Origin of the sequence: Aeromicrobium sp. 636 (assembly GCF_024433585.1) — a bacterium.
Taxonomy (GTDB): Bacteria; Actinomycetota; Actinomycetes; order Propionibacteriales; family Nocardioidaceae; genus Aeromicrobium; species Aeromicrobium senzhongii.
Genome location: NZ_WNJU01000001.1, coordinates 630,398 through 653,943, shown reverse-complemented (window position 1 = coordinate 653,943; position 23,546 = coordinate 630,398). Strand labels below are relative to the sequence as shown.

Here is a 23,546-nt window from a genome sequence, read left to right as displayed (position 1 = left end):
CGGTCCAGGCGCCCGTCTTGACGCGATCTTGACGTCGGTTCGCGCTGATTTGGCGCCAAGGTCGCTCGGCGTTTCACGGCGCTGAGAGGATGACTGGCGTGTACGTGAAGATCTGCGGCCTGCGCACGGCCGAGCACGCCCGGGTCGCCGTCGAGGCCGGGGCCGGTGCCGTCGGCGTGGTGATGAACCGGACGAGCTCGCGGCGCGCGACCGCGGACGAGGCGCGCGAGGTCGTCGCGGCGGCCCGGGGGAGTGCGGACACCGTCCTGGTCGTCAACGACATGCCCGCGGGGCAGGCGGCGCAAACGGCTCGCGACCTCGGGTTCGACGTCCTGCAGCTGCACGGTCCGGCCTACGACGAGGCCGGCTTCCGCGAGGCGGCGGCGATCGTGCCGCGGGTCTGGCGGGCCACGTCGCTGGACCTCGATCCGCCGCTCGAGGTGGGGGCGTGGGGCGAGGAGCGCCTGCTGCTGGACGCGCCGAAGCCCGGGTCGGGCCAGACGTGGGACCTGTCCGACCTCGCCGATCGGGCTCCGGACGGCGAGTGGCTCCTCGCCGGCGGGCTGTCCGCGGCGAACGTCGCGGTGGCCGCCGTCACCGTCCGCCCGTGGGGCGTCGACGTCTCGAGCGGGGTCGAGGTCGCACCGGGCGAGAAGTCGGCCGAGCTGATCCGGTCGTTCGTCGCCGCGGCCCTGGCGCGCTGACGACTCGGCGCGCGGAGGCTGGGCGCTGCTGCCCGGATCGGCTACGGTGTTCATCGATGAACGTCGATGAATGGGAGGGCCCGTGAGCCCCCGACCTGCCGCACCCACCGCGCAGCCGGACGTCCTGCGCCGGCTCTCGCGGCTCGACCGCTTCCTGCCCGTCTGGATCCTGCTCGCGATGGCCGCCGGACTCGTGCTCGGCCGCACCGTCGACGGACTGGCCGCGGCACTCGACGCGGTGAAGATCGGCTCGGTGTCGTTGCCGATCGCCGTCGGACTGCTCGTGATGATGTACCCCGTGCTGGCCAAGGTCCGCTACGACGAGACGCGCCGGGTGACGGGCGACCGCAGGCTGATGGGCGCGTCCCTCGTCCTGAACTGGGTCGTCGGTCCGGCGCTGATGTTCGCGCTGGCGTGGCTGTTCCTGCCCGATCTGCCCGAGCTGCGCACCGGCCTGATCATCGTCGGCCTCGCGCGGTGCATCGCCATGGTCCTGATCTGGAACGACCTGGCCTGCGGCGACCGCGAGGCCGCCGCGGTCCTGGTGGCGATCAACTCCGTCTTCCAGGTGGTCGCGTTCGCGGGCCTGGGGTGGTTCTACCTGCAGGTCCTGCCCGGCTGGCTGGGCCTGGAGACGACCAGCGCCGAGTTCTCCGTCTGGACGATCACCGCCAGCGTGCTGGTGTTCCTCGGGATCCCGCTCGTGGCGGGCTTCCTGACCCGGACGCTGGGGGAGCGGGCTAGGGGCCGTGACTGGTACGAGGGGAGGTTCCTGCCCAGGCTCGGGCCGTGGGCCCTCTACGGCCTGCTGTTCACGATCGTCGTGATGTTCGCGCTCCAGGGCGACGCGATCGTCAGCCGGCCTTGGGACGTCGTCCGCGTGTCCCTGCCGCTGCTGGCGTACTTCACGATCACCTTCGGGCTGGGCCTGTGGCTCGGCCGTCGGCTGCGCCTGGGCTACGCCCGGACCGCGACCCTCGCGTTCACCGCGGCGGGCAACAACTTCGAGCTCGCGATCGCCGTGTCCATCGCGACGTTCGGTGTCACGTCCGGTCAGGCTCTCGCCGGGGTGATCGGGCCGCTGATCGAGGTGCCCGTGCTGGTCGCCCTGGTCTACGTGTCCTTGTGGGCACGCCGCTACTTCGCCCCGACCGAGGAGACCCCATGAGCACGATCCCCACCGTCCTGTTCGTCTGCGTGCACAACGCCGGCCGCTCCCAGATGGCTGCGGGGTACCTGCGCCACCTCGCCGGCGACCGGGTGGAGGTGCTGTCGGCGGGCTCCGCGCCCGGCGAGAGCATCAACCCGGTGGCGGTGGCGGCGATGGCCGAGGAGGGCATCGACATCGCCGGCCGGCAGCCCCGGAAGCTGACCGACGACACCGTCCGCGAGTCCGACGTCGTCATCACGATGGGCTGCGGCGACGCGTGCCCGTACTTCCCCGGCAAGCGGTACGAGGACTGGGTGCTCGACGATCCGGCCGGGCAGCCGATCGAGGCCGTCCGTCCGGTGCGTGACGAGATCCGCCGCAGGGTGGAGGACCTCCTCGTCTCGCTCGGCGTGCCGATCACCCGCGAGCTGACGCGTCCCGACGGGATGACGATCGCGTTCCACGAGTGGAACGGCGACGTCGAGACCCCTCCGATCGTGCTGCAGCACGGCTACGTCGCCTCGACCGAGACCAACTGGGTCGGCCCCGGCGTCGTCGACGCGCTGCTGGCTGCCGGCCACCGCGTGATCGGGGTCGACGCCCGCGGCCACGGCCGGTCGGGCCAGTCGGCCGACCGTGCGCTGTTCGGCGAGCCGACCATGGCGCGCGACCTGTCCGCCGTCATGGACGAGCTGGACGTGCGCGAGTACCAGCTGGTCGGGTACTCGATGGGCGCCGTCGTCTCGCTGCTCGTGGCCGCCGCCGACCCGCGGGTCACACGCCTGGTCGTCGGGGGAGTGGGTTCGGCGGTCGTCGAGCTCGGCGGTGTCGACACGCGGATGGTGGACGGTGATCTCCTGGTCGGAGCGCTGCTCGCGGAGGGCGATCTCTCGGAGTACCCCGCCGGTGCCAGGTTGTTCCGTCAGCTGGCCGACGTCATGGGATCGCACCGGCCGTCGCTCGCCGCGCAGGCGCAGGCGCTGCACGCCGGCCCCACCGATCTGGCCAGCGTCACCGTGCCGACCCTGGTGCTGGCCGGGCGCGACGACGTCCTGGCCGCGAAGCCCGAGGTTCTCGCGGACGCGCTTCCGGACGGGCGCCTGCGCGTCGTCGACGGGGACCACCTCGGCGCCGTCTCAGATCCGGAGTTCATCGAGGCGCTCACCACGTTTGTGGCGGGCTGAGTCCGGGCGCGCTGAGTCCTCGCCTCAGTGCGGGCGCCAGGCCTCGTCGTCCTCGGTGCGCTTGAGCACCGACGACGGCAGCTCGCCCTCGGCCAGCTGTGCGATGGTGACCGTCTCCAGAACCTCGCGCAGCGCGTCGCGGGCGGCGATCCACACGGGCTTGAGGACCTCGGCGCGGCCGTTGTAGGCGACCGACTCGGGCCGGACCCCGTAGACCGACACGAGCGGACCGTCGACGGCACGGATCACGTCGGCGATGGTCACGGCGTACGCCGGCCTGGCCATCCGCCAGCCGCCGGACTGGCCGCGCTGGGACAGCAGGATGCCCGCCTTGCGCAGGTCGCCGAGGATCGACTGGAGGAAGCCGTGGGGGATGCCCTGGCGCTTGCCCAGCTCGTCGGCGGTGATGGCTCGATCCTCCGGCTCGGCCGCCAGCTCGATCAGGGCACGCAGCGCATAGTCGGACTTCGTCGAGACTCTCACGGGGTCAGTCTCGCAAAGCCGAACCGTCAGGTCGCGACTATCCTCCCAGTGTGACGGTGCGCGACGCTTCCCCGACCGATGTCTCGACCGGGGCCTCGGCCCCGCTGGCGCACGTGGTGAGGGGTGACCTGGTCGAGTCGGTCCACCTGGGCCACCTCTCCGCGATCGATGCTGAGGGCGCGTCCGTGCTCGCGGTCGGGGACCCCGAGGTGACGATGTGGCCCCGCTCGAGTGTCAAGCCGCTCCAGGCCGTCGCCATGCTGCGCCACGGCCTGGACCTGCCGGATCGACTGCTCGCCCTGGCATCGGCCAGTCACAACGGCGAGCCGGACCACATCGCCGGGGCCCTGGAGATCCTCGCGCGCGCCGGCCAGACCGAGTCGGCGCTGCGGAACACTCCCGACCTGCCGTGGGGGAGCACCGCCATGCGCGACTGGCTGGCCGCAGGGCAGGGCGCCGAGCAGATCAGCCAGAACTGCTCGGGCAAGCACGCCGCCATGCTGCTGACGTGCGTCACGGCGGGATGGGACACGGCCACCTACCTGGCGCCGGACCACCCGCTGCAGGTGGCGATCCGCGAGACGATCGAGGAGTTCACGGGCGTCCCGATCGCCACGGAGACCGTCGACGGCTGCGGTGCGCCGCTGTTCGCGACCACGGTCACCGGACTGGCTCGTGCCTTCGCCCGGATCGCGTCCGCGCCGACCCGCGACCCCGAGTCCCCGGAGGCGCGCGTCGCGCGGGCGATGGCTGCCTTCCCGCAGATGGTGGCCGGCGGTCAGCGGCCCACGACGACGCTCATGCGGGCGGTGCCCGGCCTGGTCGCCAAGGATGGCGCGGACGGTGTCTTCGCGGCCGGCCTCCCCGACGGACGGGCCGCCGCGTTCAAGGTGCTCGACGGCGCGGAGCGGCCGTTGGCCCCGGTGCTGGTCGCGGCCCTGGACGCGCTCGGCGCCTTCACCGGCGACGACGTCGACCAGGCCGCGGTCGCTGCCCTGCGCGAGCGCGCCGTGCTGGGTGCCGGCGAGCCCGTCGGATCGGTCCGCCCCGCGTTCTGACTCAGGCGGTGCCGACGCTCTTCGCGATGAGCTCATCGAACGCGGCGACGTCCTCGGCGTCACCCTCCTCGACGGAGAACTCGCGCCACTCGCCCAGGGTCGCCGGGCCGACGATGTCGCTCAGCAGCCCGCCACGGTGACGCAGCTTCTTCGCCTTCTTCGCCGGAGCGTGCGGTGCAGGGGGTGCCTTCCAGGACACGGACAAGTCTGTCGATGGCACGCACCCTGCATGGGCCGAAGTGACAAGACTCCACCGCGACTTGTGCACCGATGACAAGGGCCGTGGCCCGGCGGTCCGTGTTTGTCCTCGATGCACAGTTTTCGGGCCAAGTTTCTGCCCCGGCGCAGGTGAAGTCCGTCACGAGGCTGCCCTAGCCTCCATCCATGTGGTCCACGTCACACCGACGAGACCGGGAGGACGCCTGATGACCCTGCCGTACCTGGCTCATGCGCTGGCCGAACGATTCGGTGCCGCACCGGCTGTCGCCGACGACCGAATGTCCCTGACCTTCAGCGAGCTCGACCGACGCGTCGACGCTGTGGCGAGCCGGCTGGCGCAGGAGGGCTTCGGGCGCGGCGACGTGCTCGCGATCATGCTGCCCAACCGGGTGGACCTGGTCGTGTGCCTGTTCGCCGCGTGGAGACTCGGAGGGGTCGCGACCCCGGTCAATCCGGCGTTCACCCAGGTCGAGGCCACCCACCAGGTGAGCGACTCCGGCGCTCGCTTGATCGTCGTGCAGAGCGACCAGTCACCGACCGGCGGCGCCCGGCCTCTCACCGTGGACTCCCTCTCCACGGTCATCCCCTCGGGCGCCGCCCCGGTCGAGGTCGCCCCGGACGACCTGGCGCTGCTGGTCTACACGAGCGGCTCCACCGGGCGCCCCAAGGGCGTCATGCTCAGCCACGCGAACGTCGACGCCATGTCGGACACGATGGCGCGCCACATGGAGCTGACCGCCGACGACCACTGCCTGCTGATCCTGCCGCTGTTCCACGTCAACGCCGTCATGGTCTCGCTGCTGGCGCCGCTGCGCGTCGGCGGTCGCCTCACCATCGTGGGCCGCTTCAGCCCGCAGACCTTCTTCGACGAGGTCGAGCGGATCCGGCCCACCTACTTCTCGGCGGTGCCGACCATCTACGCGCTGCTGGCATCGCTGCCCGAGCAGGTGCGCCCCGATACGTCGTCGCTGCGGTTCGTCGTGTGCGGGGCAGCAGCGGTGTCGCAGGAGCTGCTGACCGCGTGCGAGCGCCGCTTCGGCTTCATCATGGTCGAGGGTTACGGGCTGACCGAGGGCACGTGCGCCTCGGCGTGCAACCCCGTCCGGCCCGACGCGATCCGGAAGCTGGGCACCGTCGGCCCCGCGCTGCCGGGACAGCGGATCGCCATCGGCGGCCCGGACGGGGAGTACCTCGCGGCCGGTGAGGTCGGCGAGGTGCTGATCAGCGGGCCCACCGTGATGCAGGGCTACCTCAACCAGCCGCAGGCCACCGCCGACACGATCGTGGACGGCTGGCTGCACACCGGCGATGTCGGCGTCCTCGACGAGGACGGCTACCTGCGGCTCGTCGACCGCATCAAGGACATGATCATCCGCGGCGGCGAGAACCTGTACCCCAAGGAGATCGAGAACACGATCGCGCAGGTCGAGGGCGTGCTCGAGGTCGCGGTCGTCGGCCGTCCCGACGACGTCCTGGGCGAGGTGCCCGTCGCGTTCGTCGTCGCCTACCCCGGCGCGGTGCTGACTGAGGACGACGTCCTGGCGCACTGCCGTCGCACGCTGACCCGGGTGAAGGTGCCCGCCGCCGTCGACGTCATCGAGGCGTTGCCGAAGAACCCGGTCGGAAAGATCGACAAGCCCACCCTGCGCCGACTCGTGCGCAGCGCCTGATCACATCGAGGAAGGTCGAGGTTCATGGGATTCACGACAGCGGACATGCCACCGGTCGATCCGGAGCAGTTCGAGCAGATGCCGGTCATGGACCGGATGAAGATGCTCGCCCTGCACTGGGCGGACTACGGGTTCGGCGGCCCCAAGCAGATGCACGCGCTCTACCTGGTCAAGACCGTCGCCTTCATCGTCGGTGGCTGGCTCGTCGTCGGGCTCACCACCCCCGGGCTCGGCCTGTTCGATCTCGGCGGCTGGTGGGGCGAGCTGATCGTCTACCAGAAGCTGATGGTCTGGATCGTGCTGTGGGAGATCACCGGGCACGCCGCCTCGTGGGGCCCGTTGTCGTTCAAGTTCGGTCCCTTCACCGGTGGCTGGAAGTACTGGACGAAGGTCGGCACGCTGCGCTGCCCGCCCTACGGCGACAAGATCCCCGGTACCGCCGGCTCCGGCCGGACCGTCTTCGACGTGGCCCTCTACGTGACCCTCGTGGCGCTGCTGGTGATCGCGCTCGTCCTGCCGGGTGAGCAGACCGCGGCGGCCTACTCCGACGTGGGCCTCATCGCGACGTGGCCGCTCATCGCCTACGTGGTGGGACTGGTGGTCATGGCGTTCCGCGACAAGGTGGTCTTCCTGGCCTCGCGTCCAGAGCAGTACGCCCTGTGCCTGCTGGCGTTCGGGGTGCTGGCGTCCCACGTCGACATGATCCTGGTGGCCAAGATCGCCATGGTCACGATCTGGCTGGGAGCGGGCGTCTCCAAGTTCGGCCACCACCTCACGTTCGTGGTGCAGGCGATGATGAGCAACACCCCGTGGCTCACGTCGAAGAGGTTCAAGCGCTCGCTCTACCGCGACGTCGAGAACGGCGACCTGATGCCGACCAAGATGGCCTTCGCCTGGGCGCACATCGGCGGTACCGTCGTCGAGCTGGTGCTGCCCCTGGTGCTTCTGTTCTCCACGAACGCCACGGTCACGTGGCTCGCGATCGCCGGCATGATGGCGTTCCACCTGTTCATCTACTCCACCTATCCGCTGGCGGTGCCGCTGGAGTGGAACATCTTCTTCATCTTCGTCACGCCGTTCCTGTTCGGCGGGTTCTTCGCCGGCGACGGCTACGGCGTGGGCGACTTCACGAGCCCGTGGCTGCTGGCGGCCGTCCTGGTCGGCTTCCTGACCGGCCCGATCCTGGGCAACCTCAAGCCCGAGTGGGTGTCGTTCCTCATCTCCATGCGCCAGTACGCCGGCAACTGGGCGTCGGGCACGATGGCGTTCCGGATGAACGGCGCGGAGGAGAAGCTGGACGCGGGCCTGACGAAGGGCATGAAGATCCAGCGCGAGCAGCTCGCCGCCCTCTACGGCTACGACGTGGCCGAGGTCTTCCTGCAGAAGTGCGTCGCCTTCCGCAGCATGCACAGTCACGGCCGCGCGCAGCTGGCGCTCATGCAGCGCCACGTGGACGCCCTCGAGAACTACCGGCTGCGCGAGGGCGAGGTCGTCTGCACGGTCCTGCTGGGCTGGCAGTTCGGCGACGGCCATCTGTTCGACGAGCGCACGATCGCCGCGGTTCAGGAGCGATGCGGGTTCGAGCCGGGGGAGTGGGTCACCACCTTCACCGAGTCCCAGCCCATCCACACCACGAAGGTCCAGTACAAGGTGATCGACGCGGCCCTGGGTGTCGTCGAGCGCGGCTGGTACGACGTGCGCGATGCTGTGAGCGAGCAGCCCTGGGTCCCGAACGGCGTCAAGCACACGGTCACGTGGCAGGCGCCGGGCTACCGCCCCGCGGGCGACCTGTCCGGTGAGGAGAAGGTGACGACGTGACGACAGCGGTGGTGGTCGGCAGCGGACCCAACGGGCTGGCTGCCGCCCTCACCCTCGCGCGGGCCGGCGTCGAGGTCGAGGTGCTGGAGGCCGCCGCCGAGATCGGCGGCGGCACCCGCAGCGGCCACTACACGGTGGACGGGGTGCTGCACGACGAGTGCTCGGGTTTCCATCCACTGGCCGTCGACACCGCCTTCAGCCGGACCTTCGACCTGTCGCAGGACGGTCTCGCGTGGAAGTGGCCCGAGGTCCAGTACGCCCATCCCCTCGACGGCGGCGGGGGTGCGGCGGTCTGGCGCGACGTCGACCGCACGGCCCTGTCGCTGGGCGACGCCGGTCGCACCTACCGGCGCGTGTTCGGGCCGCTCTCGGCCCGCTTCGACAGGATCGCCACCGAGTTCCTCCAGCCGATGCTGCACGTGCCGCGGCACCCGATCGCGCTGGCGGGCTTCGGCGCGGCCAGCCTGCTGCCCGCCACCTGGCTGGGGCGGATGTTGGGGTCGCAGGAGTCGGCGGCGCTGTTCGCCGGCGTCGCGGCCCACGCCTTCCGGCCCTTGGGCGCGCCACTGTCCTCGGCGATCGGCGTCGCTCTGGGCACCGCCGCCCACCGCTACGGCTGGCCCGTGGCCCAGGGCGGGTCGGCGGCCATCACGCGCGCCATGGCGCAGCGACTCGCTGCGCTGGGCGGCACGGTCACCACGGGCGTTCGCGTCACCGGCAGCGAGCAGCTGGCGCACGCCGACATCGTCATGCTCGACACGAGTCCCGGCGCCGCCGCCGACATCCTCGGCGATGCGCTCCCGAGCCGGGTCGCGCGGGCCTACCGCTCGTACCGCTTCGGTCCAGGGGCCTTCCAGATCGCGCTCGCGGTGGAGGGCGGCGTGCCGTGGACCCATGAGCCCACCCGACAGGCGGGCACCGTCCACCTGGGCGGCACGATGGCCGAGATCGCCACCTCCGAGCGCGACGTGTGGCGCGGCCGGATGCCCGAGCGCCCCTTCGTCCTGCTGGGACAGCAGTCGCAGGCCGATCCGGGCCGGCGGGCCGGCGACGTCCACCCGATCGACGCCTACGCGCACGTCCCCTCCGGGTTCGCCGGGGATGCCACCGAGGCGATCCTGGGCCAGATCGAGCGGTTCGCCCCGGGGGTGCGCGACCGCATCGTCGCGATGTCGGTCCGCTCCACCGAGCAGATCGTGCGCGACAACGCCAACTACGTGGGCGGCGACATCGTCACCGGCGCCAACACGCCGCGGCAGCTGATCTTCCGCCCGCGCGTGGCCCTGGATCCGTACGCCACGGGCGTGCCGGGGACGTGGTTGTGCTCGGCCGCGACGCCCCCGGGTGCCGGCGCCCACGGGATGTGCGGTCATCTGGCCGCACGCAGGGCCTTGCGCAGCGCGGGGATCGCCGAGACCATCGGGCCATGACCCAGCCGCCCCCCGGAGCGGGTCCTGACTCCGCCGAGGTTCGCCGGCTCGTGGCGATCCTCGGGCAGCGCCTCTCCGAGCAGCAGCCCTACCTGACCCGGGTGCTGACCGACAAGATCCGCTCGATCGGCGACCTCGACCTGGACCAGCCGCTCATCGACCTGCTGGACGCCAGCGTCGACAGCAACATCAACACGATCGTCCACCTGCTCATCAACGCGATCCCGGTCGACCGCATCGCGGCGCCGACGGCGGCCGTCGAGTACGCCCTGCGGCTCGCGCAGCGCGGCGTGCCCTCGTACTCCCTCGTGCGGGCCTACCAGATGGGCCAGGAGTATCTGATGACCGTCGTGCTCGACGAGGCCGAGGCCATCGACGCCGACCGCACGCTGACCCTGCGGGCGGTGAGGGTGATCGCCGACGACGTGCACCGGTACATCGACTGGATCTGCCTGCACCTGCTCGACCGGTACGAGGACGAGCGCGGCCGCTGGGCCACCACGTCGGGCAACGTCGCCTCGGCGATGCTGCAAGGGCTGTTGCGCGGGGTGGACACCTCGGTGCACGACTTCGAGAGCGAGACGGGGTACCGCTTCGACCAGCACCACGTCGGCCTGGTGCTGTGGTCGCGCGACGAGGACGGCATCACCGACGCGCTCGTGGCGATGGAGCGGATCAGCCGTGAGCTCGAGGCGACCGTCGGCACGGGCACGGCCCCGCTGTTCTCGGCCGTCGACCGCACGACCGCCTGGCTGTGGATCGGACGAGGGCTGCGTGCCGAGCCGATCGTCCCCCAGGTGCGGGACGTGCTGGCGAAGCTCCCCGACGTGGGAGCGGCCGTGGGCCTGCCGGAGTCGGGCATCGACGGCTTCCGCCGCACCCACGCCCAGGCGCGTGACACCTTCGAGCTGGCCCTGGCGGCCGGCGACAGGATCGGGCAGGTGGTCGGCTACGACGGCCGGGGCATTGCCCTGATCTCGATGCTGCTGCAGCAGCCGGGCGGCCTGCGGCGCTGGGCGCGCGACGTGCTGGGACCCCTCGGCGAGGTTTCGCCGGCGGCTGCGCGAGCTCGTGAGACGCTGGGCGCGTGGCTGGACCACGAGCGCAGCTTCCAGGCCACGGCCGAGGCGCTGCAGGTCCACCGCAACACCGTCAAGTATCGCATCGAGCGGATCAGCGACGTGCTCGACGAGCGGCTCAGCGACCGCCGGGTCGACCTCGAGCTGGCGCTGCTGGCCTGCCGCCTGCTCGGCGATGACCTGCTGCGCGAGCCCGAGGCTCACCGCCGCCCCGGCCAGAGCTGAACCCAGCCCGCCCAGCGTGTGTGGACCGGGACGGTCCTCGTGGTGAACGACGACGTCGGTAGTGTGAGGCCAAGAGCGCTGCCCAGCCGTAGGGGCCGCCAGTCACCAAGGGGTTCGTATGAGTCTGTCCATCACCGTCGATGCAGCCGAGCAGCAGGTCGAACCCGGGACGCGGGCGTGGCAGCTGTTCGCCGACGATCCCCAGGTGATCGCGGCCCGCGTCAACGGCGCCCTCGTCGACCTGTCCCGTGAGCTGGCCGACGGCGACGCCGTCGAGCCCGTCGCGATGGAGTCGCCCGACGGCCTCGACATCCTGCGTCACTCGACGGCGCACGTCATGGCCCAGGCGGTCCAGGACCTGTTCCCCGACGCGAAGCTGGGCATCGGCCCGCCGATCGCCGACGGCTTCTACTACGACTTCGACGTCGAGGTGCCGTTCACTCCCGAGGACATCGAGAAGATCGAGTCCCGGATGAAGAAGATCGTCAAGGAGGGCCAGAAGTTCAGCCGCCGCGAGATCAGTGACGACGACGCGCGCGAGGAGCTGGCCGACGAGCCGTACAAGCTCGAGCTGATCGGCCTCAAGTCCACCGCAGGCGATGCCGCCGAGGGCGCCAGCGTCGAGGTCGGCGAGGGCGGCCTCAGCATCTACGACAACCTCAAGCGCGACGGCTCGTTGGCGTGGAAGGACCTGTGCCGCGGCCCGCACCTGCCCACCACCAAGCGCATCCCGGCCTTCAAGCTCATGCGGTCGGCCGCGGCCTACTGGCGCGGCGACGAGAAGAACAAGCAGCTGCAGCGCATCTACGGCACCGCGTGGCCCACGAAGGAGGACCTCGAGGCGCACCTGCACCGCATCGAGGAGGCTCAGCGTCGCGACCACCGCCGCCTGGGCGCCGAGCTGGACCTGTACAGCTTCCCCGACGAGATCGGCTCCGGCCTGCCGGTGTTCCACCCGCGCGGCGGTGTCATCAAGCGCGAGATGGAGGACTACGTCCGTCGCCGGCACATCGAGGAGGGCTTCGAGTACGTCGGCACGCCGCACATCGCCAAGGAGGGCCTGTTCCACACGTCGGGCCACCTGCCGTACTACGGCGAGGGGATGTTCCCGCCCATCGAGGTCGACGGCGGCGACTACCGCCTCAAGGCGATGAACTGCCCGATGCACAACCTCATCTACCGCTCACGCCAGCGCTCCTACCGCGAGCTGCCGCTGCGGCTGTTCGAGTTCGGCCACGTCTACCGCAACGAGAAGTCCGGCGTCATCCACGGCCTGACCCGCGTGCGCGGCTTCGCCCAGGACGACTCGCACTCCTACGTCACGCCCGAGCAGGCGCCGGCAGAGGTCGCCCACCTGCTCAACTTCATGCTGAGCCTGCTCGATGACTTCGGCATGGACGACTACTACCTCGAGCTCTCCACGCGCGACGCGTCGAAGGACAAGTTCATCGGCTCCGACGAGGACTGGGCGACCGCCACCAAGGTCCTCGAGGAGGTCGCCACCGCGACCGGCCTCGAGCTCGTGCCCGACCCCGGGGGAGCGGCCTACTACGGCCCCAAGATCTCGGTGCAGGCCCGCGACGCCATCGGCCGCACCTGGCAGATGGGCACGGTCCAGTACGACTTCAACCAGCCGTCGGCCGATCGGTTCAACCTGGAGTACGTGTCCGCCGACGGCACGCGCCAGCAGCCGGTGATGATCCACTCGGCGAAGTTCGGCTCGATCGAGCGCTTCATGGGCGTCCTGGTCGAGCACTACGCCGGCGCCTTCCCCCCGTGGCTCGCGCCCGTGCAGGCCGTCGGCATCCCGGTCGCCGAGCGTCACGTCGAGTACCTCGAGCGGCTCGCGGTCCGGTTGAAGGCCGAGGGCATCCGCTTCGAGGTCGACGACTCGGACGAGCGCATGCAGAAGAAGATCCGCAACGCCCAGACCCAGAAGGTGCCGTTCATGGTGCTGGTGGGGGACAAGGACGTCGAGGCCAACGCGGTGTCGTTCCGCTATCGCAACGGCGAGCAGGAGAACGGTGTCTCGCTCGACGACGCGATCGACAAGATCGTCGCGGCGGTGCGCGATCGGGTGCAGGTCTGATGGCCGACCCCGACGGACTCGAGCGGCTCTGGGCGCCCTATCGGATGGAGTACGTCCGCGAGAGCGCGAACGATCCGGGGTGCCCGTTCTGCGCGATCGTCGCCGGTGAGCGGCAGACCGATCTGCTCGTCGTCCGCGGCGAGCACTGCTTCGTGACGATGAACCTGTTCCCGTACAACCCGGGGCACCTCATGGTGCTGCCGAACCGGCACGTGGCGGATCTGACGGCCCTGTCCCTGGAGGAGTCCAGCGAGCTGACGGCGCTGACCCAGCACGCGATCCGCGCGACCCGGGCGATCAGCACCCCGCACGGCTTCAACGTGGGCCTCAACCTCGGCTCTGCGGCGGGCGGCTCGATCTCGCAGCACCTGCACCAGCACGTCGTGCCGCGCTGGGGCGGCGACGCCAACTTCATGACCATCGTGGGACACACCAAGACGCTCCCGCAGACGGTCGCCCAGTCCGCGGATCTGCTGCGGTCGGTGTGGGGGGAGGTGGCCTGATGCTGGAGCGCTTCCGGGCCTTTTGGAACAAGGTCTTCTCGCCCGTCGCGGACGGGCTCATCAAGATCGGCGTGACGCCGAACATGGTCACGTGGGTCGGCACCATCGGCGTCTCGTTCGGCGCGCTGTACTTCTTCCCGCAGGGCAACTTCTTCTGGGGGACGCTGTTCATCACGGCGTTCGTGTTCAGCGACATCATCGACGGCACGATGGCGCGCAAGCTCGGCCGCAGCTCGAAGTACGGCGCGTTCCTCGACTCCACCCTCGACCGGATGGGCGACGCGGCCGTGTTCGGCGGCATCGCGCTCTGGTACGCCTGGGACGGCGACTCGAGGGTCTACCTGTGCCTCGCCCTGGCCTGCCTGGTGCTGGGCAGCCTCACGTCCTACGCCCGTGCTCGCGCGGAGTCGCTCGGCATGGAGGCCAAGGGCGGCATCGCCGAGCGTTCCGACCGGCTCGTCGCCATCTTGGTGATGACGGGCCTGTCCGGGTTGTTCGACCTGCCGATCCTGCAGCACATCGCCCTGTGGGTGCTGGCCGTAGCGAGCCTGGTGACGGTCGGCCAGCGCATGGCGATGGTCAAGCGCCAGGCCGACGCGGCCTGATCTCGCGACCTCGCGCGTCTCAGTGGTGGCGGACCGGCAGGGCGCGCGCCGGTTCTCCTCGTAGACTGACGTGGTGAGCACCGAGAACCTCCCCACCGACCCGTCGACCAACACCGGCAGCGCGCGGGTCAAGCGCGGCATGGCCGAGATGCTGAAGGGCGGCGTCATCATGGACGTCGTCAACGCCGAGCAGGCCAAGATCGCCGAGGATGCCGGCGCCGTCGCCGTCATGGCGCTCGAGCGCGTCCCCGCCGACATCCGCTCCCAGGGCGGGGTCGCCCGGATGAGCGACCCGGACCTGATCGACGGCATCATCGAGGCCGTCTCGATCCCGGTCATGGCCAAGGCCCGCATCGGCCATTTCGTCGAGGCGCAGGTGCTGCAGAGCCTGGGCGTGGACTACATCGACGAGTCCGAGGTGCTGACCCCGGCCGACTACGAGAACCACATCGACAAGTGGGCCTTCACCGTCCCGTTCGTCTGTGGCGCGACCAACCTGGGCGAGGCGCTGCGCCGCATCACCGAGGGCGCGGCCATGATCCGCTCCAAGGGCGAGGCCGGCACCGGTGACGTCTCCAACGCCACGGGCCACATGCGCAAGATCCGCGCGGAGCTGCGCCGCTTGCAGGGCATGTCGAAGGACGAGCTGTTCGTCGCGGCCAAGGAGCTCCAGGCGCCGTACGAGCTGGTGGCCGAGGTCGCCGCGGCCGGCAAGCTGCCCGTCGTGCTGTTCACCGCCGGCGGCATCGCCACTCCGGCCGACGCCGCGATGATGATGCAGCTGGGCGCCGAGGGCGTCTTCGTCGGCTCGGGCATCTTCAAGTCCGGCAACCCGGCCGAGCGCGCCGCGGCCATCGTCAAGGCCACGACCTTCTTCGACGACCCCGACGTGATCGCGAAGGTCTCGCGCGGCCTGGGCGAGGCGATGGTCGGCATCAACGTCGACGAGATCCCCGAGCCGCACCGCCTCGAGACCCGCGGTTGGTGACTTGTACCACCCGCTTCGACGCAATACCCCCGGTTCCGACCGGGGGTATTCGTTTGTGTGGGGCCTTTAGTCACAAGTGACCATGACCTCTGGCCCGGATCGTTCGTGACGTCCGTCCCATCTTCTGCATTTCTTCACATTTGGCACCATCATGCCGTCATTTCGTCGCTACATTGTTACTGAAGTTAACGATGTTGATCGATGGTCGATCAGCCATTCATGAGGGAGAAGAAAATGAACAAGTCCACCAAGGGTGCTGTCGCCGCCGGAGCCGCCGCCGTCCTGCTGCTCGGTGGTGCGGGCTCGCTCGCGTACTGGAACGCCGAAGGTGACATCGCGGGCGGCACGATCACCGCCGGTGAGCTGAAGCTCACGGCGCCCACCACGAGCCAGTGGACCCTGAACGGCACCACGGTGGCGAACCCGGCCGCCGTGCTCATCGTTCCTGGCGACGAGCTCACGTACACGGGCAGCTGGACCGTCAAGGCCACCGGACAGAACATCAAGGCTCTGGTCGACTTCGACGGACTCGATGGGACCCCGAGCATCGCCGACAAGATCACGGTGACCGACACCTACACGTTGGGTACGACCGCGCTGGCCGAGGGCGACGAGCTCACGGTCGCGGACAACGGCAAGGTTCTCACCGCCACGGTCCTGGTCGACCTCCCGTTCGGCACGGTCGTCGACAACGCGTCGCAGGCCATGACCGTCAACCTGACCGCAGGCAAGGTCACGTTGACGCAGAAGGATGCCACGCCCGCCGCGGCGTGATCTCCGGCTGAGTTGAACCACCGACCATCGACTGAGGACCACGAGCATGACGACAACCACGACCGACCGCAGGCGCCCCACGGCGCTGTGGTGGGCAGGCCAGGCGCTCGCCTGGGTCGTCATCCTCGTGGCCGCCTCGGCCGTCACGGTCGGTGTGCTCATCCCCAGGATCGGGGGCGCGACGCCCTACACGATCCTGACCGGCTCCATGCAGCCGAAGTACCCGCCGGGCACGCTCGTCGTCGTCAAGCCGACGCCCGCCGAGGAGATCGGCATCGGCTCGGTGATCACCTACCAGTTGACGTCCGGTGAGCCGACCGTCGTGACGCACCGCGTGGTCGCGGTCGCCCTCGGCTCGGACGGGCAGCCGTCCTTCACCACGAGGGGCGATGCCAACAGCGCCGACGACCTCGCGCCGGTCCAACCGGTCCAGATCAGGGGAGTGGTCTGGTACTCGGTTCCCGGACTCGGATGGATGGGCAACGCGATCGGCCAGGAGCGGCGGAACACCGCGGTCTACGTGGTGGCCGGCGGCCTGGGTCTGTACGCCGCATGGATGTTCGGTGGCGCGCTGCGCGCCCGGGTCTCCCGGCGTCGCACGGAGTCGGACCGATGAGGCGCTTCGCGCCGGCCGCGGTCTCGGCCGCGCTGATCCTGTCCGCCGTCGCCCCGGCGGCGGCTGCAGACGAGATCGGTGTGAGTCGCGATGGGCGGCGTTGGTCCGCGACACTCACGGAGCCGCTCTTCGACCCCGGCACCCGCTGGGTGCCCGGAGACACGCGGACGGTCTCGTTCTACGTCCGTAACCAGGCTCTTACCCACGCCCGGCTCGTCGCCACGGTGCGCTCCGACGATGGTGACGACCTGTGGGCCGGTGGTGACGTGACGATGCGTGCGCGAGTCCAGGGGAAGTGGTTCACGCTGCGCAACGGTCGGCCGTCCGGCGAGCTGACGCAGGAGAGTCTGCGGCCCAGCTCCGCCGTCCGCGTCGACGTCCGGGCCAAGCTCGAACCCGCGTCCACGAACGTCTCGCAGGCGAGTCGGCTGAACCTGACGCTCGGCCTGCGCCTGACCGATGCCGACGAAGGCGTCGCGGGCGCCAGTGCCGAGGCCGGTGACGGCGGCGAATCCGGTCGGTCCGACGGCTGGTTGTCCCGAACGGGTGCCTCGACACCCGCCATACTGATCTGGCTGGCCGCTGCGGCCACTGCCGTCGGCGCGGCCTTCATGGCCGCCGGACGGCGCGAGGGAGATGACGAACATGCATGAATCCATGACGAAGGGCCGTGCCCGCCTGCGCACCGCGTGGCGCCGGATCGCCTCGGTGCAGGTGCGGATGCTGCTGTCGCTCGGGCTGGTCCTGGGCTTCGCCGCCGTCGGCACCACGGCGTACTGGGCCGACACCGCCACCTTCACGACCGGCAAGATCGAGGCCGGCAGCCTCGATCTGCAGCTGGGCGGCCGGCACCCGGTCACCGACGAGATCCAGTGGCAGGCGATCGGTCTGGATCAGCCGTGGAACTACTCGGTGCTCCAGCTCGACAACGTCTCGCCCGGGGAGTCCGTCGCGATGGAGTTGCACCTGCGCAACGTCGGCACGACCCCGCTGACGTTCACCGGAGTGGGCACCTCCGCCTCGAACGACCTGGGCACGCACCTCAAGGCGTCCACCTGGCTCGGCGCCGCGGCCCGGAACGACGGCACCCGCGAGGCCGTGAACCGTAAGGGCCACTGCGACAACGGCACCGAGGCGTGGTGGGCCGGCCACGCGTTGTCCACGACGCCGGCGCACGTGACGCCCAACAACCGAGCCGTCAGCCTGGTCCCCGGCGCGTCCATCCAGGTCTGCATACTGGCCGGCCTGGCCGCCGAGGCGCCCAACAGCATCCAGGGCAAGTCCACGACGATCAAGGTCGTCCTCACCGGCAAGCAGGTCGGGACGACGTGATGGAGCCTCGTCTGCAAAGAGCCGCGGCTCGTGTCGGTAATGCCGTGCTCTGGGTGGCGGCGGTCCTCGGTGTGATCTCCCTGGTGCTCGGTCTCGCGACGGTGGTCGCCGGCGTCCAGCCGTTGATCTTCCGCTCCAGTTCGATGTCGCCGGCCATCGACGCCGGCGCGCTCGCACTGGCCAGGAGCGTCGAGGCGAAGGACCTCGCGACCGGTGACATCGTCTCGGTCATCGGTTCCGACGGCGTCCGCGTGACGCACCGCGTCGTGAAGGTCGATCGGGGAGCGGACGATCAGGTCAGCCTCGTCCTGCAGGGCGACGCCAACCAGAGCCCGGACGAGGAGCCGTACGTCGTCACCGAGGTCGACCGGGTGTTCTTCGACGTGCCCTACCTGGGCTACCTCGCGAACTGGTTGGCGAGCCCGTGGGCGATGTTCGTCGCGGGCATCCTGGTCGCGCTGCTCATCGGAAGCTTCTTCCGCCGCCCCGGAACGGGACAGCAGCGCCCGGGGGTCGGGGCCGGGATCGCCGTCGTCGTGGCGGCCGTGGGCCTGGGTGCCGGCACGCTCAGCCCGCCCCCGACAACGGAGGCGTACTTCGTCGACAACTCGACCTTCGAGGCGGGCACGATCCAGGCACACCAGGTGCGCATCTTCGACTGGGACACGTCCCCGTGCACGAACAACGCCGACGGATCGGTCACCCTGCGCTACAAGCTCACGTCGGCGCGGTACGACATGGTCTGGTACCGCGGACCGAAGGGAGGTGCGATCTCCACCCGTGCGTTCCTGACGGTCGCGCCGAGCAACCCCACGGTCGGCTCGGTGGTCACCACCAAGATCACGCGTGCGACGCTGGCGAACGGCGAATCGCTCGCCGCCGGAACGTACATGATCTCGGGACGGTCCAAGCTCAAGGGCTCGGCCACCAGTGCCTGGTTGTCGACCTCGGACCGCCAGACCGAGGTGACCGTCGACGCGACGACAGTGCGCTGCGGCGACATCAACCTGCCGCCGACGTTGACGATCGCGGCGCCGCTGGAAGGCTTCACCTATCCGTCGACGAAGGCCGTCGACGTCGCGGTCGGTCTAGCGTGCCTCAGCCTCCCCGCGCCGTGCGGCACGGCTGCCGACCCCAACGGCATCTCCACCGTGGAGTACCGCCTGCAGCGTGCGAACTGGCTCGGCACCCAGTGCTGGGACCCGAAGATCGGCACCGCTCTGCCGCCGGGCTTCTACCTCGCGGGCTGCGGCACGTGGCGCACGCCGACGACTAGTCCGGACGTGCCGAACACCTCCGGCTCGACGGTCACGTGGCGCGTGCCGCTCGGCTCGGGTGGCCCCCGGACGACGTTCAACCAGTCCGGTGACTACACCCTCTACCTGCGGATCACCGACAACGCCTCGCCCACCCGGGCGACAACCGAGCGCACGATCCGCTTCACGGTCGACTGACGGCAGGGTCGACGCGGTGACTACACTCGCCGCGTGAACGCTGCTCCCACCGTCGGTGTCTTCGCCCTGCAGGGTGACGTGCGCGAGCACCTCGCCGCGTTGGACCGTGCGGGCGTCGACGCGCTGCCCGTGCGTCGGCCCGAGGAGCTGGCCCGCTGTCACGCCCTCGTGCTGCCCGGGGGCGAGTCGACCACCATGGGCAAGCTGGCGCGCATCTTCGACCTCTTCGAGCCGCTGGCTGAGCGCATCCGCGGCGGCATGCCCACCTTCGGCACCTGCGCCGGGATGATCATGCTCGCCGAGAAGATCGAGGACGGCACGGACGGGCAGGAGACCTTCGGCGGCCTCGACATCGTGGTCCGCCGCAACGCCTTCGGACGCCAGGTCGACTCCTTCGAGACCGAGCTGGAGTTCAGCGGCATGGACGAGCTCGTGCACGCGGTGTTCATCCGCGCGCCGTGGGTCGAGTCGGCCGGATCGGGCGTCGAGGTCCTCGCGCGCGTTCGCGGGGGCGAGGCCGACGGTAAGATCGTGGCCGTTCGACAGCGCAACATCATGGCAACGTCGTTCCACCCGGAGATGGCGGGCGACGATCGCGTCCACCGCAGCTTCGTCGAGTTCATCGCCCAGTCGTGACTCACCGGTCGTGACGGGGCGCCACCAGGAAGAAGGAGAACGCCATGTCCGGCCACTCCAAGTGGGCGACCACCAAGCACAAGAAGGCCGCGATCGACGCCAAGCGCGGCAAGCTCTTCGCCAAGCTCATCAAGAACATCGAGGTGGCGGCGCGTACCGGTGGACCTGACCCCGACGGCAATCCGACGCTGTACGACGCCATCCAGAAGGCGAAGAAGCAGTCGGTCCCCAACGACAACATCGACCGCGCGGTCAAGCGTGGCGGTGGCGCCGACGGCGGGGGAGTCGACTACACGACGATCATGTACGAGGGCTACGGCCCGAACGGTGTCGCCTTCTTGATCGAGTGCCTCACCGACAACAAGAACCGGGCCGCCATGGAGGTCCGCACCGCGATGACCCGCAACGGCGGCACGATGGCCGATCCCGGATCGGTCTCGTACATGTTCAACCGCAAGGGCATCATCATCGTCCCGGCCGAGCAGGAGGGCGGGCCGACCAACGAGGACGACGTCCTGATGGCCGTGCTCGACGCGGGGGCCGAGGAGGTCAACGACCACGACGGCAGCTTCGAGGTGCTGTGCGAGCCCGGTGACCTGGTCGCCGTCCGCACCGCGCTGCAGGACGCCGGACTGGACTACGACTCCGCGGACGCCTCGTTCGTGCCCAGTGTCACCGTCGAGGTCGACGCCGAGGGAGCCGGCAAGGTGGTCCGGCTGATCGACGCGCTCGAGGACAGCGACGACGTGCAGAACGTCTACGCCAACTTCGACGCGCCGGACGAGGTCATGGCCGACCTCTGATCCCGGCTCGGCCATGATGTGGCCATGGATCGTCACGTGCGCACCCCCGACGGCGTCGGGTGGACCGTGCGCGTGGCGCGTCCGGGCCTGCGGGGGCGCGACGGCGACCTCGTCGTCGGTGGCGGCACCGACGACGGGAGCGGGTTCGGACCGCTGCTGGTCATCGTCGGACTGTTGCTGCTCGGCATGCTCAGCCCGGTCCTGGTCAAGAGCGACCGGGCGTGGGTCCTGCTGCTCGTGCCGGCCCTGGTGTTCGCCGGTTGGGTCCTGTTCGCCCGGTACCCGGTCGAGCTGCTGCGCGACGGTTCGCCCGAGCCCCGGTATCGCACCCTCGTCGCCGGGCGGGCCGCCGCCCGCCGCGTCGCCGACGAGCTCGCCGAGGAGATCTCGCGCACACCCGACGCCCAGCTCACCGGCTGAAGTCCCCGTCCGCCCCGAGATTTGCTCCCATTTCCACCTCTCAGAGGGTCTGAAAAGTCAGTTTGGGAGCAAATCTCGGGACCGGCGTGGCACCCGAGCGGGACTGGGACGAGCGCATAGGGTGTCGAACATGCGTTCCCTTCGTGTGCTCGGTGTCGACCCCGGCCTGACCCGGTGCGGCATCGGCGTCGTCGAGGGCAGCGTGGGCCGTCCGCTCGACCTCGTCGACGTCGGTGTCGTGCGCACGCCCGCCGATCTCGACCTCGCCAAGCGACTGCTGCGTCTCGAGCGCGCGCTGGACGAACTCGTCGTCCGGCTGCGGCCCGACGTCGTCGCCGTCGAGCGGGTCTTCAGCCAGCACAACGTCAGCACCGTCATGGGCACCGCCCAGGCCAGCGCCGTCGCGATGCTCGTCGCGGCGCGCCACGGTGTCCCCGTGCAGCTGCACACGCCGTCCGAGGTCAAGGCCGCCGTCACCGGCAGCGGTCGCGCCGACAAGGCCCAGGTGGCCGCCATGGTCGCGCGCCTGCTGCGTCTCGACGCTCCGCCCAAGCCGGCCGATGCGGCCGACGCGCTCGCGCTGGCGATCTGCCACCTGTGGCGCGGTGGGGCCCAGAGCCGTCTGGCCGCGGCCGTCGCGGCGGCGGGGACGGCACGATGATCGCGCACGTGCGGGGGACCGTCGCCACGGTCTCGCTCAACTCGGCCGTCCTCGATCTGGGCGGCGTCGGCTACCACGTCATGTGCACGCCCTCGACGATCGCCGACCTGAGGATCGGGCAGGAGGCCACGCTGTGGACCTCGATGGTCGTGCGCGAGGACTCGATGACGCTCTACGGCTTCGCCGACGCGCAGGAGCGCGACATGTTCGAGCTCGTCCAGACCGCCAGCGGCGTCGGGCCGAAGGTCGCCCAGGCCATGCTCGCCGTCCTGCCGCCGGAGCGGCTGCGCACCGCGATCGCGTCGTCGGACCACGCCACCTTGACCAAGGTGCCCGGCATCGGGCGCAAGGGCGCCGAGCGGATCGTCGTCGAGCTCAAGGACCGGGTCGGCGCCGTCGCCTCCAGCACGTCCGCGCCCGCCGTCTCCGGCTGGCGCGACCAGGTCCACGAGGCGCTCGTCGGGCTCGGCTGGTCGGCCAAGGACGCCGACGCGGCCATCGACCGGGTGGCCGACGGCGTCGGTGACGAGCCGGACGTCTCCACGATCCTGCGCGACGCCCTGCGATCGATGGACCGAGGCCGGTGAGCATGGACATGGAGGGATCGGACTTCGAGTCGATCGTCGCCGAGGCGGCCGGGCCGCAGGACAGCGCGTTCGAGCAGGCGCTGCGCCCCCGCACGCTCGACGAGCTGATCGGTCAGGAGCGGGTGCGCGAGCAGCTGGCCCTGGTGCTCGACGCGGCGGTCGCGCGCGACCGCACGCCCGATCACGTGCTGCTGTCCGGTCCGCCCGGCCTGGGCAAGACCACGATCGCGATGATCATCGCCAACCAGCTCTCCGCGCCCTTGCGGCTCACGAGCGGCCCCGCGATCCAGCACGCCGGCGACCTCGCCGCGATCCTCTCGGGGATCAACGAGGGCGACGTGCTCTTCATCGACGAGATCCACCGCATGTCCCGGCCCGCCGAGGAGCTGCTCTACATGGCGATGGAGGACTTCCGCGTCGACGTCATCGTCGGCAAGGGCCCCGGCGCCACCGCGATCCCGCTGCAGATCCCGCCCTTCACCGTCGTGGGCGCCACGACACGGGCCGGCCTGCTGCCGGGGCCGCTGCGCGACCGGTTCGGGTTCACGGCCCAGCTGGACTACTACGAGGCGGCCGATCTCGACCGCATCGTGCGCCGCTCGGCCGACCTTCTCGGCCTGCAGATCAGCGAGGACGCCTCGGCCGAGATCGGCTCGCGGTCGCGGGGGACACCCCGGATCGCCAACCGGCTGCTGCGGCGCGTGCGCGACTACGCCGAGGTGCGCGCCGACGGCGTGGTCGACCACCGGGTCGCCCGGGCCGCGCTCGACCTCTACGAGGTCGACGAGCTGGGCCTGGACCGCCTCGACCGAGCGGTGCTCGACGCACTGTGCCGCAACTTCGGCGGGGGACCGGTGGGCATCACCACGCTCGCCGTCGCGGTCGCCGAGGAGCGCGAGACCGTCGAGGAGCTGGCCGAGCCGTTCCTGGTCCGGCTGGGCTTCCTCGCGCGGACCCCGCGCGGCCGGGTCGCCACGGCGGCGGCATGGCGCCACCTCGGCCTCACGGCACCGCCTGAGGCGGGCGCCGGGCAACTGCCGTTCGACGCGGCCGACTAG

Annotated in this window: 25 protein-coding genes and 1 pseudogene; 24 read left to right on the top strand and 2 right to left on the bottom strand. The window is 70.5% G+C overall.

Features of this window, described 5'->3' with window-relative positions; all coding sequences use genetic code 11:
* The first annotated feature begins 98 nt into the window (after nucleotides 1-98).
* The 4 genes and pseudogenes from GL325_RS03195 (at nucleotide 99) to GL325_RS03180 (ending at nucleotide 3,038) form a co-directional block, all read left to right on the top strand.
* On the top strand, nucleotides 99-704 hold the full coding sequence (locus tag GL325_RS03195; protein WP_187768586.1) for a phosphoribosylanthranilate isomerase: 606 nt from the start codon (nucleotides 99-101) through the stop codon (nucleotides 702-704).
* A gap of 82 nt (nucleotides 705-786) precedes the next feature.
* The gene (gene arsB / locus GL325_RS03190) at nucleotides 787-1,872 is read left to right on the top strand and encodes an ACR3 family arsenite efflux transporter (protein ID WP_255955465.1); all 1,086 of its coding nucleotides are present in this window, start codon (nucleotides 787-789) and stop codon (nucleotides 1,870-1,872) included.
* A pseudogene (locus tag GL325_RS03185) lies at nucleotides 1,869-2,261 on the top strand (arsenate reductase ArsC); the annotation flags it as partial. The gene arsB and the pseudogene GL325_RS03185, both read left to right, overlap by 4 nt.
* 39 nt (nucleotides 2,262-2,300) lie before the next feature.
* A complete protein-coding gene (locus GL325_RS03180; RefSeq protein ID WP_187769011.1) occupies nucleotides 2,301-3,038 on the top strand; it encodes an alpha/beta fold hydrolase in 738 nt (245 codons plus the stop codon).
* Nucleotides 3,039-3,062: 24 nt separating this feature from the next.
* On the opposite strand, the gene GL325_RS03175 is transcribed toward GL325_RS03180, so the two are convergent.
* Complete coding sequence (locus GL325_RS03175) at nucleotides 3,063-3,521, bottom strand: Rrf2 family transcriptional regulator (RefSeq protein WP_187768585.1); 459 nt, start codon at nucleotides 3,519-3,521, stop codon at nucleotides 3,063-3,065.
* Between the two features lie 50 nt (nucleotides 3,522-3,571).
* On the opposite strand from GL325_RS03175, the gene GL325_RS03170 reads away from it, so the two are divergent.
* Nucleotides 3,572-4,579 carry an asparaginase gene (locus tag GL325_RS03170; RefSeq protein ID WP_222865868.1) on the top strand — a complete coding sequence of 336 codons (1,008 nt, stop codon included), beginning with the start codon at nucleotides 3,572-3,574 and terminating at the stop codon, nucleotides 4,577-4,579.
* Between the two features lies 1 nt (nucleotide 4,580).
* Here the strand turns inward: GL325_RS03170 and GL325_RS03165 are convergent, their stop codons facing one another.
* Nucleotides 4,581-4,778, bottom strand: a complete 198-nt coding sequence (locus GL325_RS03165; RefSeq protein WP_187768584.1) for a hypothetical protein — start codon at nucleotides 4,776-4,778, stop codon at nucleotides 4,581-4,583.
* 226 nt (nucleotides 4,779-5,004) lie between these two features.
* On the opposite strand from GL325_RS03165, the gene GL325_RS03160 reads away from it, so the two are divergent.
* The 19 genes from GL325_RS03160 (at nucleotide 5,005) to ruvB (ending at nucleotide 23,546) form a co-directional block, all read left to right on the top strand.
* Nucleotides 5,005-6,468, top strand: a complete 1,464-nt coding sequence (locus GL325_RS03160; RefSeq protein WP_187768583.1) for a class I adenylate-forming enzyme family protein — start codon at nucleotides 5,005-5,007, stop codon at nucleotides 6,466-6,468.
* 24 nt (nucleotides 6,469-6,492) lie between these two features.
* On the top strand, nucleotides 6,493-8,286 hold the full coding sequence (locus GL325_RS03155) for a DUF3556 domain-containing protein (protein ID WP_187768582.1): 1,794 nt from the start codon (nucleotides 6,493-6,495) through the stop codon (nucleotides 8,284-8,286).
* Nucleotides 8,283-9,716 carry an NAD(P)/FAD-dependent oxidoreductase gene (locus GL325_RS03150; protein ID WP_187768581.1) on the top strand — a complete coding sequence of 478 codons (1,434 nt, stop codon included), beginning with the start codon at nucleotides 8,283-8,285 and terminating at the stop codon, nucleotides 9,714-9,716. The genes GL325_RS03155 and GL325_RS03150 overlap by 4 nt, the downstream gene beginning before the upstream one ends.
* Nucleotides 9,713-11,020, top strand: a complete 1,308-nt coding sequence (locus tag GL325_RS03145; protein ID WP_187768580.1) for a CdaR family transcriptional regulator — start codon at nucleotides 9,713-9,715, stop codon at nucleotides 11,018-11,020. The genes GL325_RS03150 and GL325_RS03145 overlap by 4 nt, the downstream gene beginning before the upstream one ends.
* 118 nt (nucleotides 11,021-11,138) lie before the next feature.
* The gene (gene thrS, locus GL325_RS03140; protein ID WP_154595174.1) at nucleotides 11,139-13,109 is read left to right on the top strand and encodes a threonine--tRNA ligase; all 1,971 of its coding nucleotides are present in this window, start codon (nucleotides 11,139-11,141) and stop codon (nucleotides 13,107-13,109) included.
* Nucleotides 13,109-13,612: an HIT domain-containing protein gene (locus GL325_RS03135; protein WP_154595173.1), complete on the top strand. Its 504-nt coding sequence runs from the start codon at nucleotides 13,109-13,111 to the stop codon at nucleotides 13,610-13,612. Before thrS ends, GL325_RS03135 begins: the two co-directional genes overlap by 1 nt.
* Nucleotides 13,612-14,217 (top strand): phosphatidylinositol phosphate synthase, encoded by a 606-nt coding sequence (gene pgsA, locus GL325_RS03130; RefSeq protein WP_187768579.1) that lies wholly within the window; start codon nucleotides 13,612-13,614, stop codon nucleotides 14,215-14,217. The genes GL325_RS03135 and pgsA overlap by 1 nt, the downstream gene beginning before the upstream one ends.
* Before the next feature lie 73 nt (nucleotides 14,218-14,290).
* Nucleotides 14,291-15,205 (top strand): pyridoxal 5'-phosphate synthase lyase subunit PdxS, encoded by a 915-nt coding sequence (gene pdxS / locus GL325_RS03125; RefSeq protein WP_187411874.1) that lies wholly within the window; start codon nucleotides 14,291-14,293, stop codon nucleotides 15,203-15,205.
* Between the two features lie 234 nt (nucleotides 15,206-15,439).
* Nucleotides 15,440-15,979, top strand: coding sequence for an alternate-type signal peptide domain-containing protein (locus GL325_RS03120; protein ID WP_187768578.1), 540 nt, complete (start codon nucleotides 15,440-15,442; stop codon nucleotides 15,977-15,979).
* Nucleotides 15,980-16,025: 46 nt separating this feature from the next.
* A complete protein-coding gene (locus GL325_RS03115; RefSeq protein ID WP_187768577.1) occupies nucleotides 16,026-16,595 on the top strand; it encodes a signal peptidase I in 570 nt (189 codons plus the stop codon).
* A complete protein-coding gene (locus tag GL325_RS03110) occupies nucleotides 16,592-17,248 on the top strand; it encodes a hypothetical protein (protein WP_187768576.1) in 657 nt (218 codons plus the stop codon). The genes GL325_RS03115 and GL325_RS03110 overlap by 4 nt, the downstream gene beginning before the upstream one ends.
* Entirely contained in the window at nucleotides 17,241-17,927 is a 687-nt protein-coding gene (locus tag GL325_RS03105; RefSeq protein ID WP_187411876.1) for a SipW-dependent-type signal peptide-containing protein, read from the top strand. Before GL325_RS03110 ends, GL325_RS03105 begins: the two co-directional genes overlap by 8 nt.
* Nucleotides 17,927-19,381 (top strand): signal peptidase I, encoded by a 1,455-nt coding sequence (locus GL325_RS03100; RefSeq protein WP_255499330.1) that lies wholly within the window; start codon nucleotides 17,927-17,929, stop codon nucleotides 19,379-19,381. The genes GL325_RS03105 and GL325_RS03100 overlap by 1 nt, the downstream gene beginning before the upstream one ends.
* A 33-nt stretch (nucleotides 19,382-19,414) precedes the next feature.
* Complete coding sequence (pdxT, locus tag GL325_RS03095; RefSeq protein WP_187768574.1) at nucleotides 19,415-20,017, top strand: pyridoxal 5'-phosphate synthase glutaminase subunit PdxT; 603 nt, start codon at nucleotides 19,415-19,417, stop codon at nucleotides 20,015-20,017.
* A 44-nt stretch (nucleotides 20,018-20,061) separates the two neighbouring features.
* Nucleotides 20,062-20,820 carry a YebC/PmpR family DNA-binding transcriptional regulator gene (locus GL325_RS03090; RefSeq protein WP_154595166.1) on the top strand — a complete coding sequence of 253 codons (759 nt, stop codon included), beginning with the start codon at nucleotides 20,062-20,064 and terminating at the stop codon, nucleotides 20,818-20,820.
* A gap of 24 nt (nucleotides 20,821-20,844) precedes the next feature.
* Nucleotides 20,845-21,240, top strand: coding sequence for a hypothetical protein (locus tag GL325_RS03085; RefSeq protein ID WP_187768573.1), 396 nt, complete (start codon nucleotides 20,845-20,847; stop codon nucleotides 21,238-21,240).
* A gap of 130 nt (nucleotides 21,241-21,370) precedes the next feature.
* On the top strand, nucleotides 21,371-21,901 hold the full coding sequence (gene ruvC, locus GL325_RS03080; protein ID WP_154595164.1) for a crossover junction endodeoxyribonuclease RuvC: 531 nt from the start codon (nucleotides 21,371-21,373) through the stop codon (nucleotides 21,899-21,901).
* Nucleotides 21,898-22,488 (top strand): Holliday junction branch migration protein RuvA, encoded by a 591-nt coding sequence (gene ruvA / locus GL325_RS03075; RefSeq protein ID WP_187768572.1) that lies wholly within the window; start codon nucleotides 21,898-21,900, stop codon nucleotides 22,486-22,488. The genes ruvC and ruvA overlap by 4 nt, the downstream gene beginning before the upstream one ends.
* Nucleotides 22,489-22,496: 8 nt before the next feature.
* Nucleotides 22,497-23,546 carry a Holliday junction branch migration DNA helicase RuvB gene (gene ruvB / locus GL325_RS03070; protein WP_154596207.1) on the top strand — a complete coding sequence of 350 codons (1,050 nt, stop codon included), beginning with the start codon at nucleotides 22,497-22,499 and terminating at the stop codon, nucleotides 23,544-23,546.